The 17873-nt window shown below is 44.8% G+C and carries 16 protein-coding genes; 7 read left to right on the forward strand and 9 right to left on the reverse strand.

Annotated elements, in window-relative coordinates:
* Genes VF412_RS04075 through VF412_RS04090 form a run of 4 tightly spaced genes read right to left on the reverse strand, consistent with a single transcriptional unit; the run spans position 1 to position 4692 of the window.
* Positions 1-408, reverse strand: a complete 408-nt coding sequence (locus VF412_RS04075) for an OsmC family protein (RefSeq protein ID WP_331337934.1) — start codon at positions 406-408, stop codon at positions 1-3.
* 52 nt (positions 409-460) lie between these two features.
* Positions 461-970: a response regulator gene (locus tag VF412_RS04080; protein WP_331337935.1), complete on the reverse strand. Its 510-nt coding sequence runs from the start codon at positions 968-970 to the stop codon at positions 461-463.
* Positions 971-978: 8 nt separating this feature from the next.
* The gene (locus VF412_RS04085) at positions 979-4377 is read right to left on the reverse strand and encodes an ATP-binding protein (protein WP_331337936.1); all 3399 of its coding nucleotides are present in this window, start codon (positions 4375-4377) and stop codon (positions 979-981) included.
* A gap of 9 nt (positions 4378-4386) precedes the next feature.
* Positions 4387-4692: an Hpt domain-containing protein gene (locus VF412_RS04090; RefSeq protein ID WP_331337937.1), complete on the reverse strand. Its 306-nt coding sequence runs from the start codon at positions 4690-4692 to the stop codon at positions 4387-4389.
* A gap of 130 nt (positions 4693-4822) precedes the next feature.
* Here VF412_RS04090 and VF412_RS04095 point away from each other — a divergent pair, with 130 nt between their 5' ends.
* Positions 4823-5713 carry a phosphate/phosphite/phosphonate ABC transporter substrate-binding protein gene (locus VF412_RS04095; protein ID WP_331337978.1) on the forward strand — a complete coding sequence of 297 codons (891 nt, stop codon included), beginning with the start codon at positions 4823-4825 and terminating at the stop codon, positions 5711-5713.
* 1 nt (position 5714) lies between these two features.
* Here VF412_RS04095 and VF412_RS04100 read toward each other — a convergent pair whose 3' ends face one another.
* Together VF412_RS04100 and VF412_RS04105 are read right to left on the reverse strand one after the other, a co-directional pair.
* On the reverse strand, positions 5715-6302 hold the full coding sequence (locus tag VF412_RS04100; RefSeq protein WP_331337938.1) for an outer membrane beta-barrel protein: 588 nt from the start codon (positions 6300-6302) through the stop codon (positions 5715-5717).
* 85 nt (positions 6303-6387) lie between these two features.
* The gene (locus VF412_RS04105) at positions 6388-8454 is read right to left on the reverse strand and encodes a S46 family peptidase (RefSeq protein WP_331337939.1); all 2067 of its coding nucleotides are present in this window, start codon (positions 8452-8454) and stop codon (positions 6388-6390) included.
* A 91-nt stretch (positions 8455-8545) separates the two neighbouring features.
* Here VF412_RS04105 and hmgA point away from each other — a divergent pair, with 91 nt between their 5' ends.
* Positions 8546-9835 (forward strand): homogentisate 1,2-dioxygenase, encoded by a 1290-nt coding sequence (gene hmgA, locus VF412_RS04110; RefSeq protein WP_349258993.1) that lies wholly within the window; start codon positions 8546-8548, stop codon positions 9833-9835.
* 38 nt (positions 9836-9873) lie between these two features.
* Here hmgA and VF412_RS04115 read toward each other — a convergent pair whose 3' ends face one another.
* Entirely contained in the window at positions 9874-10866 is a 993-nt protein-coding gene (locus tag VF412_RS04115) for a hypothetical protein (protein ID WP_331337941.1), read from the reverse strand.
* 16 nt (positions 10867-10882) lie between these two features.
* Between VF412_RS04115 and VF412_RS04120 the strand changes: the two genes are divergently transcribed.
* On the forward strand, positions 10883-11575 hold the full coding sequence (locus VF412_RS04120; RefSeq protein ID WP_331337942.1) for a hypothetical protein: 693 nt from the start codon (positions 10883-10885) through the stop codon (positions 11573-11575).
* On the opposite strand, the gene VF412_RS04125 is transcribed toward VF412_RS04120, so the two are convergent.
* Positions 11569-12039: a hypothetical protein gene (locus tag VF412_RS04125; RefSeq protein ID WP_331337943.1), complete on the reverse strand. Its 471-nt coding sequence runs from the start codon at positions 12037-12039 to the stop codon at positions 11569-11571. The two genes, VF412_RS04120 and VF412_RS04125, sit on opposite strands and share 7 nt — an antisense overlap.
* Before the next feature lie 165 nt (positions 12040-12204).
* Here VF412_RS04125 and VF412_RS04130 point away from each other — a divergent pair, with 165 nt between their 5' ends.
* The 4 genes from VF412_RS04130 to mdtD all read left to right on the forward strand — a co-directional run bounded on the left by VF412_RS04130 (position 12205) and on the right by mdtD (position 16964).
* The gene (locus VF412_RS04130; protein ID WP_331337944.1) at positions 12205-12978 is read left to right on the forward strand and encodes a gluconate 2-dehydrogenase subunit 3 family protein; all 774 of its coding nucleotides are present in this window, start codon (positions 12205-12207) and stop codon (positions 12976-12978) included.
* A 9-nt stretch (positions 12979-12987) separates the two neighbouring features.
* A complete protein-coding gene (locus VF412_RS04135; protein ID WP_331337945.1) occupies positions 12988-14748 on the forward strand; it encodes a GMC family oxidoreductase in 1761 nt (586 codons plus the stop codon).
* A gap of 1 nt (position 14749) precedes the next feature.
* Positions 14750-15424, forward strand: a complete 675-nt coding sequence (locus tag VF412_RS04140; RefSeq protein WP_331337946.1) for a c-type cytochrome — start codon at positions 14750-14752, stop codon at positions 15422-15424.
* A gap of 106 nt (positions 15425-15530) precedes the next feature.
* Entirely contained in the window at positions 15531-16964 is a 1434-nt protein-coding gene (gene mdtD, locus VF412_RS04145) for a multidrug transporter subunit MdtD (RefSeq protein WP_331337979.1), read from the forward strand.
* Positions 16965-16966: 2 nt separating this feature from the next.
* Here the strand turns inward: mdtD and VF412_RS04150 are convergent, their stop codons facing one another.
* On the reverse strand, positions 16967-17839 hold the full coding sequence (locus tag VF412_RS04150) for a M14 family zinc carboxypeptidase (RefSeq protein ID WP_331337947.1): 873 nt from the start codon (positions 17837-17839) through the stop codon (positions 16967-16969).
* Positions 17840-17873: the final 34 nt, after the last annotated feature.

Genomic DNA, 17873 nt, shown 5'->3' on the forward strand with positions numbered 1-17873 from the left:
TTACATATCGTAGTGGAAAGCCACTGGCATTTGCACGTCATCGCGAAGACTTGCCTTCACCGGACAGTTCAAAGCGAAACCTTCTAATTTCTTTCTATAATCATGAGGAATATTTTGCGGCAGATGAATGACGATGTTCAATTTTGCAATACGACGTGGATTTGCAGACATTTCTTTTTCAACAGTAACGCGCGAGCCTTTAATGCTGACACCTTCTTTTTCACAGTTGATCGCCATCGTTGTCAGCATGCAGGTACCAGCGGCAACACCCACTAGATCTGTTGGGGAAAATGCTTCACCTTTACCATTATTATCTTTTGGGGCATCCGTTACGATATGAGAGTTCGAAGGTTCGTGAGTAGCTTCGCAGTGCTTTTCGCCTTGATAGATTGCGGACATTTTGACCATGAGGACCTCCTAGAGAATTGCATGCTCTAAGTTACCCCAAATACGGATGAGGTCAATTATTTGAGGACATGTCTTCGATGATTTTACGAAGACGCAGCTCTGAAGACTTAGACATGTCTGCATAAAGCTTACGAAGATGATTCGAGCGAACTGCATCGTTTTTAGAAGCTTTCATTTCGCGACCGATTTTCAGAGCAGAGCACACGCTTTCAATCACAAATTTCTTTTTGGAATCCTTAGTGATGAAGTCAAAAGCACCTAGAGACAGAGCTTCCAAGGCGCGGGCATGATCGCCATGAGCTGTCAAAACCACGAACGGAGTCATATGACCCAATGAGCGAACATAAGCCAAAAACTTAAGACCGTTCATCTGAGGCATTTCGATATCAGAAAGAATTGTGTCGAATTCTTGTTCCTTTACGTACTTCAGAGCGGCCGCTCCATTTTCTGCTTCGACGATTTCATCCACGAACTCTTTCATGAAATGCTTGAGCAATTCACGAATGTCCGAGTCGTCTTCGACGATCAGAAGTCTGGTTTTTTCTTCAGGGGCCGCGGCCATAACGCTCCTTAGTGTGAATACCGATCGATAACATCTAGCAGAGTATTTTTCTTAAACGGCTTTGTGATGTGATCGTCACATCCCGCACGCAAAGATTTTTCTCTGTCATCAGAAAGGGCATGGGCTGTTAAGGCGATGATAGGAATGTGGGCGTGATGCACGCTTTTTTCCCACTCGCGGATTTGCTCCGTCGCCGCGTAACCGTCCATTTCTGGCATTTGCACGTCCATAAAGACGACATCAAACTCATCTGACTTTATCTTATTTACCGCCTCAAGTCCATTCTCGGCTTCAACAATTTCAAAAGGTCCATTTTTCAAATAACGAGTGAATAGAATGCGGTTATCTTCTGTATCATCGGCAAGCAAGATACGAACTTTTTTATTTGGATCGCGTGACTTTTCAATTTCAGAGGGTTTGAAATCAAGAGCTGGAGTCTGCATAGGGACGGGTTTTTGCGTCAGAACGCTGTAAATTTGTTCTCGCTGTGGAACGGTGAAAAAGAAAGTAGTTCCCACGCCCTCGCGACTTTTAAACCAAATTTGCCCGCCCATCAACTCAACTAAGCTTTTGGAGATCGCCAAACCGAGGCCAGTTCCACCGTATTTGCGTGTAATCGAACTATCAGCCTGCGAAAATTTTTGGAAAATCAGATGTTGCTTGGAGGGGGCAATACCTACACCCGAATCGCTTACGCTGATCATCAAGCTGTCTTTTTTTGTCGGATTTTTTGAAACCATCACTCGAATTTGTCCACGATCCGTGAACTTAATCGAGTTGCTGACAAGATTGATTAGAACCTGACGAAGTTTATTGGGGTCACCCATCAACTGAGGGTTGATACCCTTTGCAATCTCATAGGAGTAGCCGAGGCCTTTTTCCAAGGCTCGAGGTTTCATCATATCTTGGATATCCGTCATCATTTTTACCAAATCAAACGGGATATTTTCGATGGAAACTTCACCGGCTTCGATTTTCGAAAGATCTAAAATATCATTAATCAAGGCCATTAAAACTTCACCAGCCTTGCAGAAGATCTTTATGTAATATTCCTGGTCATCGGTAAGCTTTGTCTCACGCAGAAGCTCGGCCATACCCATGATAGCGTTCATAGGAGTACGAATCTCGTGGCTCATGTGTGCTAAGAATTCTGATTTTGCCTGAGAAGATTTCAAGGCTTCGTCTTTTGCAGAGATCAATGCAAGCTCGGTGCGTTTTAAGTCTGTCACATCTTGCATGACTCCCGAAGTAAGAGCGGGAAGTCCGTACTGATCGTATTCAATCTGACCGATGGCACGAAGCCACGCCAATTCGTGAGTGTCAGCGCGACGAATACGGAAATCAACTTTGTAAGGCTTGAGAGTGTTTTGAGCCTCTTGATAAGCGTTCTCTAGCAAAGGAAGATCTTCTGTAAAAATCAAAGACTTTAATAAATTGTCAGATGCTTCGGCCTTTTGTGGATTAAGTCCTAAAATTTTATAAAGCTGATCTGTCCAAAAAGCTTTGCCAGTCTTTGGCTCCCAACGAAAGATGCCGGTATTAGCTAATGACTGTGAATCACGCAAAAGATTTTCTTTATCCAACAGCTGTCTTTCGACTTCCTTTTGCTGGCTGATATCTGAGGCAATTAGCAAAAACTCTTTGGCTGTTGACGAAGATAAGTTGGCTTTGCCCAGGGAAATCATCAACGGGATTTTCTCGCCGGAAATGCGTTTCAGCGTTCCTTCGAAAGGTGTAACGTCAGGAATTTCAGACTGAATTTCCCTCAGTACTTTTTCAAAATTCGTATCAATCCAAAGCTTTAAATCTGAATTGACCAGAGAAACCTTAGGAACACCCGTTAAGGCTCCGGCCGTTGCGTTGGCAGTGCGAACGATGAACTGATGGCGGTCTTCTTCTGTGATCAGCTCGACCGTTAACAGGAGCTCGCCCAAAGTATCAAGAATCGCTTCTAATGCTTCTTTAGCCTCGGTGGTTTGTTCTAAATTTTCTGCGAGTTGATTGTAATTTTCAAAAACCTTTGCGTACTCATCTTTTTGGTCGTAGTGAAGTCGTTGCTTCCAATCATGATGCATGAGACGTGACATCGCAACTTCCAAGGAACGAAGGGGCGTTGTGAGGCGTCGAGAAAGAATTAGGAAAATGATAATAAACGTTGCAAGCAAAACAAAAGTGCCCAACCCGAATAGCACTAGATACTGACTGAGTGGCGCCACGGCTTCATCGCGATCGATCTTGGCTATCAAAACCCAATCGCCTCCACCCGGCAGATGAACTTTACCCGCAGATGCGAGGGACTCTTGACCTAAATAGTCTTTGTCGGATTCAACAGTTTCATCTGTTCGGAAGTAATGACGGACTTTTTCAATGGGAAGACCCAATTTAAGTGCGGTCGTCTTTGCATCTTCGATAGATTTTGCAACTTGCTCGCTGCCGCCAGCTTTTTTGAATTTATTGAGAAAACCAACTGGATTTTCAAAAAAGAAGCGAGAGTTATTGCGAAAAAGACCTTCAGGTCCGACGGCAAGAACCTCGCCGGTTTCTTTTAGGCCCGATTTCTTCCACTGATGGCTGTCACTTAGGATCTGATCAATGCGATCTAAAGAGATCTGAAAGATCACCGCTCCTAAATATTGAGACTTATCGAAAACGGGACTGACAAAATAAGCAGGAGGTGGTTGATCTGCAAACGTGGCAGGCGTGAAATCAAAAAACTTAAAACTACGAGGTGTTGCATTCAGGGACCAGCGATAGGCGTCCCCTAAAGAGGAGCTTGCAAAAATTCCTGAATTCAAATTCGTGCCGAAATTTAAACCCTTCTGAAGAGTATAGACGATCGTCCCCGTATTATCGACAAGCAGAATGTCATTGATGCCGAAGCGATCAGCATAATCTAGAAAGAACGGATGAACAGATTCATGCAATCGAAAGAACGAAAGACCCGAACGCGTTGGAACGCTAACAACGCTTTTTGTGGGAATATCTTCTATCAGAGATTGCTTAATGAACTGGGCTTGTAAAAATAGGGGGAATTTATGCAGATGGTGAATAGCTTTCGCAAGATCAGAGTCTTCAGAAGGACTATAGGCCCGGATTAGTTGATCCCGCCATTCCTCCTGATTGGAATTTTTTGTCAGCCAACGAAATGTTTGGTTCTCGGTGTGAAGGAAGTCGCGAAGTGAATCTCGCGTACGACTTAATTCCGCGGTGATAAGTAAAGATTTGCCGATATTTTCGAATTCAGATTGGAGAGCAGCGGCTTTAGTTTGGCGCGCTTGAGCCAGTCGTTCGCTGAAGCTGGTTTCTAGCGACGAACCTCCCATTCGATAGCCAATCATTCCGGCCGCCGCCATGGCGCCCAAAACCAGGACGATCGTGAAAAGAAGCAGGCGGGAACGGGTGGTCATATTTTTCTACTACATTTCAACAAAATGTATTTCGATATTTTCGAAGTGAGTTTTCATGTTGGAGACAATGCCGGAAAGAGGATTTACGTCGCTAGCTTTGGCAGCTATTTCTATTTCAGCGGCCATCGAGCTCAGGTCTGCGAAACCGTACCCTGCAGCGGCCCCTTTGATTTTGTGAGCAAGGGCTGCAATCGCCACGAGATCTTTTTGATCAATGAGGGCCTGCAGAGATGCGATATCTTTTTTACGATTTTCCAGGAATTGCGGAATCAAATCCTGTAGATCAGCATCAATTTCAATTTTTGTCTTAGCCATTGCCATGGACTCCTTATCTCGTGAAAGCCAATGATGTTTCAATCCCTTTATGTTTAGAATACAGTTTATTGCATACATTTAATAACAAGAGTAGATTGGCACGAAAGTATTCATAAGGAACGCTCTCGTGATGAAGAAAATTCTGATTTTTTTAGCTCTTGTGGCATCCGTTTCTTGCACTCAAAAAAAAGAATTGGGAAGTGAAAGTCGACCCATCCAATTTGCATTGGTTCCCGGGCAAGATTCCGCTGTCCTCATGGAGAACGGGAAAATTCTAGAAAAATGGATTCACGATCAGACGGGGCTCTACGTCAAAATGCAAGTTCCAGTGAGTTTTATTGCAGTTGTGGAAGGATTGGGTTCGCAGCGAGTCGACATCGCCATTGTGAATACCTTTGGTTACATTATGGCTCACGAAAAATACCAAGCCTCGGCCCGCCTGATTGGGGTGAATTTGGGGCATTCAGAGTATTGGGGCCAAATCATCACGGCGAATCCTAAGATCCAAAGTTTGAAAGATCTGAATGGGAAGAAGTTTGCCTTTGTCGATCCAGCGTCTACATCGGGATATCTATTAGCTGCAAAATTGATGAAGGATGAAAACATCAAACCCTCTGAGGTGATGTTTGCAGGCAAGCACGACAGTGTTGTCACAATGGTTTATCAAGGTCGCATTGATGCTGGCGCTACATACAATACGCCAGCTGAAAATGGTGTTCCTCAGGACGCGCGTCGCCTGGTGGTTCAACAATTTCCAGATGTGTATGAGAAAGTTCGTATCTTGAAACTCACGGGACCGATTCCAAGTGATCCAGTGGTGGTTCGAAAAAATCTTCCTCCCGAAATTGAAGCAAAGCTGATAAGCGCGCTCAAAAGTTTTGGTTCAACTCCGGAAGGAGCTAAAGCCCTTAAGAATTTATATCACTTAACGGGCTTTAAGGACTGCACAGATAAAGACTACGATTCTGTTCGTAAACTTCTCCTAGACATGGGTAAGAGCGTCCAAGATTTCGTGAAGTAAACTACAGTGCAAGAGGAAAGCTCAAGCTGACCACGCCCACCTTGTTTTCAAGCTTATTATCGAAACTCATATTGGCAGGCTTTTCGATATAAGATTTGTCGTATTTCAAATCCATATATTCGACATTGATACTGACGAAGAAGATTTTAAAGCCCACACCGACTTTCAAACCTTTTGGATCTTCGAATTTTACATCATAGCCGCCATCTTCATCTGGATCTAATGTGCCGCCGAAAACATAGCCACCCCAGGCACGCAATCCCAAGACAGGGAATTGCCCACCGATCACGGCACCATATGTTGTTGATGTCGCATCGGCGCTATAATTCGTCGCGGAGTTTTCAAATTTTACCTTCGAATAAGTTCCGTCAAGTGCCAAGAACACCACAGAGTTCCAGTGCAAACCTAATTTCAGGTCGACACCAAATCCTTTTGTTGTTCCCGTTGAAGAACTTAATGGAGAAGGCCAATCAATATTGTTATCGCCTTTTTCATAGAATACGCCAGGTTCAAGGAACAAGCCTACGGCCATGGATTTGACTGAGAATAGTAAGAGGGCGGATGTTAAAAGGATCTTTAGTGTTTTCATTGGCTCTCCTCCTGTTAATAAGGGCAGTGTAAGCTGCCCTTATATTGAGGAAAACCCGTGTGTAATTGTCTCTGTGGATAATCAATTAAGGAGTTGTTCCTTTGATGTCCTGAACAATTCTTTCGGCTTTATAAACTTTCTGAAGAAGCTCCAAGACTGAAGCACTGTGTACCGCTACAGCGCGATTCACCGTGCCGTCGTAACCGTAGTCACCTCCAAGTGATTGAATATTCCCGTCGAAGATAAGACCGACAATCTCGGCTTCTTTGTTGATCACTGGTGAGCCCGAATTTCCACCGATGATATCGTTTGTCGTGCAGAAATTTAAATCAGTTTCTTTATTCACGGATTCTTTGGCTTTCAGCCAAGACTCAGGCAATGCAAAGGGATCGCTACCGGTTGCGCGCTCATAAGCACCGCCGATAGTTGTATAGGGCTTTACCCATTTTCCGTTTTCGCTATAACCCTTCATCTGACCATAGGAGATGCGCAAAGTGAAAGTTGCGTCTGGATAAGTTTTTGAACCAAAAACTGCGAATTGTGCTTGTGCGACCTTTTCGCTCGCACGACGTAGACGTGGCTCAATATCATCTTCGAATTTCTGGCGGATAGCACGTGCCTCTGAATCAAGAGCCACAAGAAGTTTAATCAGTGGGTCTTTTGAAGCCTCAATAGCCTTTTGTCCGCCATTCAAAAGTTCTTCACGAACTTTGATGTCTTTCAGGTGCGTATTTTTCACAAGCTCTGTTGCTAACTCTGCAGGAGATTTGTTACCCAAAACTTTGCGAACAAAGGGATCATCTGCTGTGAGTTGTTCGCGCATTTTTGTTAGATTGAACGTCAAGTTTGTAATTTCAAGATCGTCGTAAATCGGGGCTGTGCTAAGCAAACGTTGTTTCATTTGCGGTAAAGCTGAATCAGCAAATTCTCTATAGCGTTTCTCATTCGGCTTAGGAAGCTCGCTGGCTGCACGCACTAAAGTTTTCGCAATGCCAAAAAGGCGAGAGCCATACCAGCTGTCTTCTTTCCACTGAAGTTGGGTGTGAATGTTCTTAAGATCGTGTTCGGCCAAAGCCATTTCGTCCCAAGCTGTGCCATAAGCTTTTTTCCAGGTTGGATTGCCATTTACTTTTGCACGGAATGCGTTCTCATCAGCAACTTTTTTGGCAAAGAATTTCTTGTCCGTCAAAGTGAAGAAGCGACCCTTAAGGCCTTTCAAACTGTTTTCAACACCGAAAAGTTGTGAGTTGGCGATACGCTTCTGCTCTGCCCCTTTTGTTTGGAACTCTGTCAGAATTCCGCGAAGCTCAGAAAGATACATCAGGTATTCAGGTGCACGTACGTCGCGAATATATTCAAGCTCGCTGACAGTCAATAAACGTGACGTGCTTCCTGGGTGGCCCGTCACAAACGTCAACTCATTTTCATGAGCGCCTGCAGGTGACCACTTGAAGTAATCTTGCGTCTTTAGCGGCTGATTGTTTTCATAAACTCTTAGGAAAGAGATATCAAAATCATAGCGTGGGAACATAAAGTTGTCAGGATCACCACCGAAGAATGCGATTGCGAACTCTGGAGCAAACACCAAGCGCACATCCTGATAACGCTTGTATTTATAAAGGTTGTATTGACCGCCGTGATACAAAGTCACGGTGTCGCAACGAAGTTGATCATTTCCCTGTGAACATTCCTTTTCAAGAGTGGACATTTCCGCTTTCAGGGCTTCGTTGTACTCTTTGCCCTGTAAGCCTTTTACCTTCCTCTGAATACGAGCTGTGACATCTGTGATTTCCACAAGTTTATTCACCTCGATTTCAGGACAACGAACTTCGTCAGCTTGTGTTTTCGCGTAGAAGCCGCTTTCAACGAAATCTTTTTTTGCTGTGGAAAGTTGTTCAATACAAGAGTGAGCACAGTGATGATTTGTCATTACCAGCCCGTTAGATGACACAAAACTTGCAGAACATCCGCCAGCAAGGCGAGCAGATGACAAACGCACGTGATCTAGCCATGGGCCTGTGGCTTTGAATTTGTATTTTTCTTCAACCGTCTTTGTTGGGAAGTTATTTAGTGTCCACATGCCTTCGTCGGCAAGGGCATGGTTTGCTGCGAACAAAAAGCTTGAGACCAGAAGCATAAGTCTAAGATTCATGATGTACTCCTTCGGCGGAGTTTATTGAAACCTGGGTGGACGAAATGAGCAAGTCTTGACTTTAGAGCGTGAACTCTGTTTAGCTGGGCGTATGGAAAAACAATATCTGTCCGGATTCGGAAATCACTTTTCTTCTGAAGCGCGTCCTAACACATTGCCTCTTGATCAAAATTCTCCACAGAAAGCACCGAAAGGTCTTTATGCAGAGCAATTGAGTGGTACGGCCTTCACAGTTCCACGAGCGCACAATCTGTATTCTTGGCTTTATCGCATTCGCCCTTCGGTGATGCATAAGGCATTCACTCCGATGAAAGAACTGACAGAAAAAACATTTATGAAACCAAAGTATACGAATCCCAACCAAATGCGTTGGAATCCGTATCCAGTGGCGCCATCGAAACAAAATTTTCTGGAAAGCATTCGCACAGTTTGTGGAACTGGGAACAGCCATGAACAGCGCGGTTTGCATATTCATCTGTATTCATTTAGTGAGCCTATGGGAAATCGCTACATGATGAATGCCGATGGTGATTTCTTGTTCGTGCCTCAGGCGGGCAACATGCAAATCAAGACGGAGCTTGGCTTTTTGGAGGTAGAAGCGGGTGAGATTGCCTTGGTTCCGCGCGGAATGAAATTCCAAGTGAATCCGTTAAAAGGCTCTATGTGCAATGGCTATATCGGTGAAAACTTTGGCGCTCCTTTTCATTTGCCAGAGTTGGGGCCGATCGGCGCGAATGGTCTCGCCCATCGTAGGCACTTCATGGTGCCCGTGGCAGCCTTCGAAGACCTTGAAGGAAGCTTTGAACTTGTTGGAAAATTTGCGGGCGAACTTTGGGTGGCACCGATGAATCACTCACCGCTGGATGTGGTGGCGTGGCATGGGAACTATGCTCCCTATAAATATGATCTTCGCAAGTTCAATACTATCAACACAGTCAGTTTCGATCATCCAGATCCTTCGATCTTCACAGTCCTGACTTCGCCAAGTGATTCACCGGGAACTGCGAATGTGGACTTTGTGATTTTCCCTCCACGTTGGATGGTTGCCGAAAATACATTCCGTCCTCCATATTTCCATCGCAACTGCATGAGTGAATACATGGGTTTGATCTATGGCGTTTACGATGCGAAAACAAGTGGTGGCTTTATTCCCGGCGGCGGAAGTTTGCATAACTTCTATTCGGCTCACGGTCCTGATGCGGGATCTTTTGAAAAGGCTAGCGAGGCCGAATTGAAGCCACACAAAATCGATCAGACAATGGCTTTCATGTTCGAGTGCCGTGTGCCTTACATGCTAACGGACTTTGCAATTCAAAAAGGTTTCTTGCAAGATGACTATCAAGATTGCTGGCAGGGTTTTAAAAAACTTTTTAAAGATTAAGAATAAAAGAAAGCCTTCGCAAGACCCGAAGGCTTTTTTTATCTCAGTCCTTGGGTTAGAACACCTTGGCCTAGCGAGACTTTTGCAGTTTCAATCTTCTTAATGCCCAAAGCTTTCATGTATCCAAGAACCAAAGCCAAGTTGCTTACTTGTGTTGTTCTGTAATCGCTGTCGATTTGATCATCAGTCAGCGTCGAACTCTTTTCTAACGTCTTTTCCAATTCCTCTTGTGTGAAGCCATGACCTTTTGAGTTTACTTGATCCTGAATTGATGCGGATAAAACTCCACCGACGCCGATCCAGCGGGACTTTTTTGCTGCTTGCTTGAAATAGGCAGGAACATTTAGATAAGCGTGATTTTTTGCAAGTTGGATAGCGGCCTCGCGACTGCGGCCCAGCGGATTTGGAGAAGACGCTGACTTCACGTCCTTAAATTGCAGAACCTCTAGAATTTTATTTTTAAAAGTGACTGACGCTAAATTTCCTTCGAACAAATGACTCTTACGTCCTGTCATGGAATACATTTGCATGGACCCGCCACCAATATCCCAAACGATGAGGTTTTCTTTCGATGAAACCTCTTTCTGACTTAAGGCCGATAGATATCCTAAGTGAGCTTCTTGCTCTTGAGAGATCACAGTTACTGGGAGGTGCAAGGCCCTTGTCAGTTTTGCTGAGGCCTCGGTGCCGTTGTGAGCAATACGGAATACGGAGGTCGCGACTGCGCGAATGCTTGTGGGTTTGAACGCCTGCATACGATTTACGAGTGATTGCATGAGCGGGATCGCGGCTTCCACCGCCGATTCAGGCAAAGTTTGATTTCCAGATTTTTCAAGAGCCTCATTGAAAGCAATGGCGATATGATTTTCGAAAAGAACTTTTACGATCTTTTTCTCGCATGTGTCCACTTCGGCCACGAGACCTTTTGTCGTTCCAGAGCCAATGTCCAAGGCGCCACGATTTTCGTGGCAGTCAGCAGCAAAAACAAAATGCGAAAAAAACACAATTAAAAGTGACGTGGCGATTTTCATGAACCTAGAATAGGTTATGAAATTCACTCCAGCAAGTCTGCCGTCACTTATAGCCTTTGGATTGGTTCTTCTTTTTGAAGTCGGAATGTTCCTTGCGGCTATCTACTATGCGAGTCGAAGACTTTTAGAAAAGCCATGGACGAATACTTTGCTAATGGCTTTCCTGCTTGTGTTGTGGCTTTCAATGGCGACAACAATCGTGCAAAGCGGAATTCTGCAAGCTTACCCAGTTCCTACGGTTCCTTTGTTTCATTTGTCTCTTTTGTCAGTGGCCGTCCTTTTTGGATTTTCTCATTGGGGAGCAAAGATTGCTTTGTCGATTCCTTTGGTATTCATCGTTGCTTTTCATGTCTATCGGCTGCCGCTTGAATTAGTAATGGCCAGTTGGGCCGAACAGGGAACAATTCCTTCGACCATGACGGTGGCTGGAAAAAACTTTGATGTACTCACGGGACTTTTCGCATTGACGATTGCGCCTCTGGCGGGGACCTATCGGAAACTCACTTGGATCTTTAATATTGCCGGTATGATTTCATTAGCGAATGCCATATATGTTTCTGTGATGTCGTCGCCATTTAAATTTACTTGGGGAGTGCAGCCACCGTTGCAACTGGTATTTCACATGCCCTATGCTTTCATAGGCCCCGTCTGCATTGGCGGAGCCCTTGCTGGCCATATCATTCTAACCCGTGCTCTTCTTTATCATTGAAGAGCTGTGTTCACGCCTTTTAGGCATGCAACTTCGACTTTCTCTGGATCGATCAACAGCTGAACGTTGTGAGGATTGTGTCCCATGTTTACAACGCTGATGCAGTGATCAATCAAATCATTGATAGTTTGTGCATAAGCTGCTTTACATTGGGCATCTGTGGGATTTGGATTTCCCGGAATAACCTCTTTGCAAATGCGCCAATTGCCCGTGCGAAGCTGATCCGCACGGTTTTTGATTGATAGCTGTAAGGCGGATCTTTGCACATCTAAATTACAAAGTTGAATTGCATAAGGGCGTAATTGATCGTCAGTCCAATCCGCGACTGCGCGAAGTTTTGGAATATAAATGGAATTGATCACACTTGTTGTACAAGTTAGGGACGGCTGAACCTCTATGGCCCTAACTTTCAGTGTGGTAAGGCAAATAATTAAAAATGCAGAAAACAGAAAGAGGTGTTTCATAAAGACTCCTTTGTACCTTATTGTCCACTGTTTTTAAAAATCATTAAGGCCAAATCTCGAACATCCAGAATGATCCTTAGCACGAATGTTCATGTTTGTTTGTCTCATAAATATTCCTCGCAGATTCTAATTCTCATCTAAAGAGCATTTCAAAAAGGGGGATCTGTGAGTGACGATTCATCAGAGAAACTAAAAGTTTCTCGACGTGAGGCTATTAAAATTGCAGCGACGGGATTGTTAGCAACACTTCCGATTACAGCTGCAGCAGAAAAAGCTGAGGCCGCCATTAGTAAGGGCAAGGCAGCCTTGTCACATAAGAACTCTCCAGGTAAAACCACATATATATTTTTAAATAAATGGGAAGCATCATTTGTCGAAGCCGCGACCGCCCGCTTGATTCCACCTGACGAAAAGTGGGGAGGCGCCATCGAAGCCGGTGTGCCGAATTACATCGATAAGCAATTGGGGGGCAGTTGGGGAGCCGGCGAAAGACTTTATCGAAGCGGTCCATGGCAGCAAGGAACAAAAACACAGGGCTATCAATTACCCTATACTCCGGCTGAACTTTTTAGAACAGCTTTTAAGGCCTTGCAAAAGACAATGAAAACTCCATTAGCAAAGATGTCAGCTACTGAGCAGGACAATTTCTTAAAGGATCTTGAGAAGGGTGGGGCAGATCTTGGCGGAGTCCCTTCGCAAATATTCTTCTCGTCACTTTTACAAATGACAATGGAGGGATTTTTTTCGGATCCCGTTTACGGAGGCAACTATGACATGCTTTCCTGGCGCATGATTGGATTCCCTGGTGCTTATGGAAGTTATTACGACGTTGTCGATAAACATGGAATTAAGATTGATCGTGCTCCAACGAGTCTTGCGGAAGATTCAATGGGAATGGTTCATCAACATCCAAATATTCCAGCTCATCTAGGCCGTTAAGGAGTAATTATGGCAACAAAATTGAAGCACGTTGATGTATTAACGATTGGTGTAGGAATGACCGGCGCTATTCTGGGGAAAGAATTGGCGGCGCTAGGTTTGAAAGTTGTGGGGCTAGAACGCGGTCCGCATATCGATACGGTTCCAGATTTTCAATCGACGAATATGCACGATGAACTTCGCTATGCAGTTCGTAAGGGATTGATGCAAGACAATACCAAAGAGGCCATTACAGTTCGCAACAGTTTAGATCAAACAGCTTTGCCAATTCGACGCTGGGATAGCTTTCTTCCTGGCACGGGACTTGGTGGAGCGATGGTTCACTGGAACGGACAAACATATCGTTTTCAAGTGGCGGATTTTATTTACAAGACGCACATTGAGCAGCGCTATGGAAAAAACTTTTTAGATAAAGATCTGCAAATTCAAGATTGGGGTGTGACCTACGACGAACTTGAACCTCACTATGATAAGTTCGAATATTTATGTGGCACCAGTGGCACCGCAGGGAACGTGAAAGGAAAAATTAAGCCTGGGGGAAATCCATTTGAAGGTTGGCGTTCGCGCGAATATCCAACGAAGGCTATGAAAGAACATCATGCGGGTGCTATTTTTGGAAAGGCAACCACAAGTCTTGGTTATCATCCTTTCCCCCAACCTTCTTCCAACTTAAGCGAGCCTTACACTAACTTCGAGGGGCAGACTTTACAAACATGTTCGTTCTGTGGTTTTTGCGAGCGTTTTGGCTGCGAGCATTTTGCTAAAGCAAGCCCGCAGACAATAATTTTGCCGGTGGCGTTAGCCAATAAAAACTATGAACTGCGCAATGGCTGTCAGGTTTTAAGAATTAATCTAGATAGTACAAAGAAAAAGGCGACAGGTGTTACTTACATTGACAGCGCAGGCCGGGAATTTGAGCAAACCGCAGATCTTGTTCTGCTAACGGCGTTCTCACTCAACAATGTGCGCATGATGCTGCTGTCGGGAATTGGAGCTCCGTATGATCCCAAAACTGGCAAGGGTGTCATTGGTCGCAATTATGCTTATCAAACGATGAGCTCTGGACAAGTCTTCTTTGGCGAAGACGTGAACATCAACCCATTCATGGCATCGGGATCCTCAGGCACTTTGATTGATGATTTTTCTGGCGATAACTTTGACCATGGACCTTTGAAATTCATTGGTGGTGCTTACATTGGCGCGATTAATACAAATGGTCGTCCTATCGAATATCGGCCAACTCCTCCCGGGACGCCGAAGTGGGGTGTCGAGTGGAAAAAGGCAGTGGCTCGTCACTACAATCACACCTTGAATTTAAATATTCACGGAAGTTCGACAGCGGCTCGTCAGAATTATTTGGATCTTGATCCAACTTATAAGGATGCCTGGGGATTACCGCTTTTAAGAATGACGTTTGACTTTCCAGATAATGACATCCGCATGGCCCAGTTCGTGACTTCCAAGGCGAAACAAATTGGCGATGCGATGGGTGGTAAGCAGGTGGCTGTTCAAGCTCGTCAGAAATCTTGGGATACGACAGTTTATCAAACAACTCACAACACAGGCGGAGTTGTGATGGGAACTGATCCAAGTACAAGTGCTGTGAATAGGTATTTGCAAAGCTGGGATGTTTCAAATTTATTTGTCGTCGGCGCATCCGCATTTCCACAAAATGCTTGTTACAATCCCACAGGAACAGTTGGTGCATTGACTTACTGGGCGGCAGAGGCATTAAAAAAATATGTGAAATCTCCAGGATCGTTGGTGTGATATGAAAAATAAAAATATTCTTATTACGGCCTTGATTTTGTGTATCGCAGGATCAGTTCGCGCAGCCGATAATGTGTCTGCTTTAAAAGCCGGCGAGGTGATCGCAAGAAATGGGACACAAGCGGGAGCCACCGCTTGCATCGCATGTCATGGAACTCGCGAGGAAGAGCCAAAGACGGACTCGTTTCCTCGTCTGTTCAATCAGTCACGTTATTATATTGTGAATCAGTTAAAGGACTATGCCACGGGTGTACGTGCCAATGCAGTGATGGGACCGATAGCAAAAGCCCTGACCGATGAAGAGAAAGAAAATGTAGCGGCTTATTATTCAGAAATTTTATTTCCAAGTCCAAAAGTGAAGAAGGCTTCTGCTGTTGTATTGAAACGCGGGGAGGTTTTGGCAATGACTGGTGATGCAAAGTTGGAAATTCAAGGTTGCAACAATTGCCATGGACCGGGAGGCGTCGGGTTGGCGCCGGCAATTCCGGCTCTGGCAGGACAGTATGCAAATTATACTGAAAGTCAGTTGAAGGCCTGGAAAAATGGAACCCGAAAAAATAGCTCTAGTCAGATGCTAGAGATCGCCAAAAAATTAAGTGATAAGGACATCCAAGCTCTTGCGCTTTATTTCCAACAAGTACCCGTAAGGACAGAAAAGAAATCGGTAACAAAATAGTGACACCGCTTTGGCGACCTATGCTTGGCGTGGGTCGTTGACAGCATATCAACATTGCTAACAACATCAAATTCCGAGACTATAGCTAACGGGAGGGACAGTTTTGATGGAAGTCGCGGTGACGAGTGCTGGTAAAAGTCCTGTCTCTAAAAATATTCTTCTTTGGCTGGTGGCAATTGGTTTCTTCATGGAAACTTTGGATGCCACGATCGTAAATACTGCGCTACCTTCTATGGCGAAAAGCTTAGGGGAAAGTCCGCTTCTTATGCAGTCCGTGGTGATTGCTTATTCATTGACCATTGCCATCGTTATTCCCGCAACGGGCTGGATCGCAGATAAATTTGGAACAAGAAAAATTTTTTTCTCGGCATTGATCTTATTCACTCTGGGATCTTTAGCTTGTTCGATGTCGCACACGTTAACAGAACTCGTCCTTTCTCGCGTTTTACAAGGCACGGGAGGCGCAATGATGATGCCGGTAGGGCGTCTTGCAGTTTTGCGTGCCTTTCCGCAAAAAGAATTTCTGCGTGCGATTAGTTTTGTGACGATTCCAGCTTTGGTAGGCCCACTCATCGGCCCAACTTTGGGGGGATGGCTTGTTGAGGTGGCTTCATGGCATTGGATTTTCCTAATCAATATTCCAGTGGGAATTTTGGGAGTCATCGCGACTTATTACCACATGCCTGACAGCCGTGGGGAGCAGCGCCACTTTGATCTTCCAGGATTCATTATGTTATCAGCCAGCATGGTGTGTATTTCCTTTTCTTTGGACGGATTATCAGAGCTCGGATTCCAACATGCCACAGTGTTAATGCTTTTGATCTTTGGTCTGTCAGCGTTAACAAGCTATTGGTTGCATGCTTCTCGTCGCCCCAATCCGTTGTTTTCACTAAGTCTGTTCAAATCGGATACTTATACTATTGGTCTTTTGGGAAATCTATTTGCACGCATCGGAAGCAGTAGCATGCCCTTCTTAATTCCGCTGCTTCTGCAAGTGAGCTTAAAGTTTTCACCACTCGAGGCCGGTATGACAATGGTACCTGTGGCTCTTGCGGGAATTTTTGCAAAGCGTTTGGCGACTCCGTTGATAGTAAAAATGGGCTATCGGAAGGTGTTAGTGAGTAACACAATTTGTGTGGGCCTTGCTATGGCAAGCTTTGCTTTATTCAGTCCAAGCGAACCTTATTTGATCCGACTGATTCAGTTGCTATTTTTCGGTACGGTGAATTCGGTTCAATTCACGGCGATGAACACACTAACGCTGAAAGATTTGGATTTTAAGTTGGCAAGCAGTGGGAATAGTTTATTTTCTATGATCCAGATGTTGGCTATGAGTTTCGCAGTGGCAGCGGCCGGTGCTCTGCTAAGTACGTTTGCGAAACATTACGGGGTTGCACAAGGACAGGAATTTGCCATCGAGGCTTTCAGAGCGACATTTGTTTGTATGGGAATTATCACGTGCAGTTCGGCCTGGATTTTCTGGCAACTGCCACCGGACCTGAAGGACTCAGGTCACGGTGTTGTTGAGTCTCACGGTTAGAACTATTCTAGGTGAACACGTTGTTGTGCGCGGTTGTAATCACATTTGCCTGTAAAGGCGTGGTTTTCAGCGCGGGTCTTCGGAGCATTTTCAAAGAAACGGCGAAGACCAGGAACATTTGTAGCAACCATCTTATCCATATCTGGTTGAGAAGGAGTGTGTGAGTCACCCATTTCGAAAAGAAGCGACCAGATGCCGTGTTGCCAGAAAGCGTAGTCTTCAAATGCTCCATCAGCGGCATAAAGAAGTACTTTCGAGTTACCAACATCGTAACCACTTTCAACAGTGGCATCTTTACTCAAACTAATAAATTGTGAGTCATACTGAGTGCTCACGTCATTAGTAGAAAAGCCCCAAGGGTAAAGAACCGCTGGCCAGTAAGTGTGAAGAGTTGCAGAAGCTACGATATTTTTCTTATCGATGAAATCTGCCAGAGCTTTAGTTGCTTTAGATTGGAATGATTTACCTTGAACACATGGTCCTGGATAGTCACGGTTATCATCGAGCATGCCACTTGGAACTTTTTCGTAGCGGTTGCTAGAGTTGTAGCCAGAGATATTTAAAACCGGGATCACGTAAACTGTGTGACCAGCAAGTGGATTTTTCGCGAAAGAGGCTGCGGCTCCCATTGCAACAGCTGTGGATCCATATTCGTTGCCGTGGTGAGTGGCAACAATAAGATCAGCAACTTCACCGTTGCCAATTTTAAGACCAGAGATCATCTGACCCGAGTCAGACATTCCGAGGTCGATCCACTGTGTTGTAGTTGGATTCTCTTGTTGGATCTTTTTAAGACCATCAAGCACAGTAGAATAGTTAGTAGAAGCCGCTGGGGCGTGAATTGAAACGAGTAGTGAAAATATAATTTGTAGCATGAGTAAAGGCTCTATTGAGTCTTGTGACCTGTCA

Origin of the sequence: Bdellovibrio sp. (genome assembly GCF_036384735.1) — a bacterium.
In the GTDB taxonomy this organism is placed as follows: Bacteria; Bdellovibrionota; Bdellovibrionia; order Bdellovibrionales; family Bdellovibrionaceae; genus Bdellovibrio.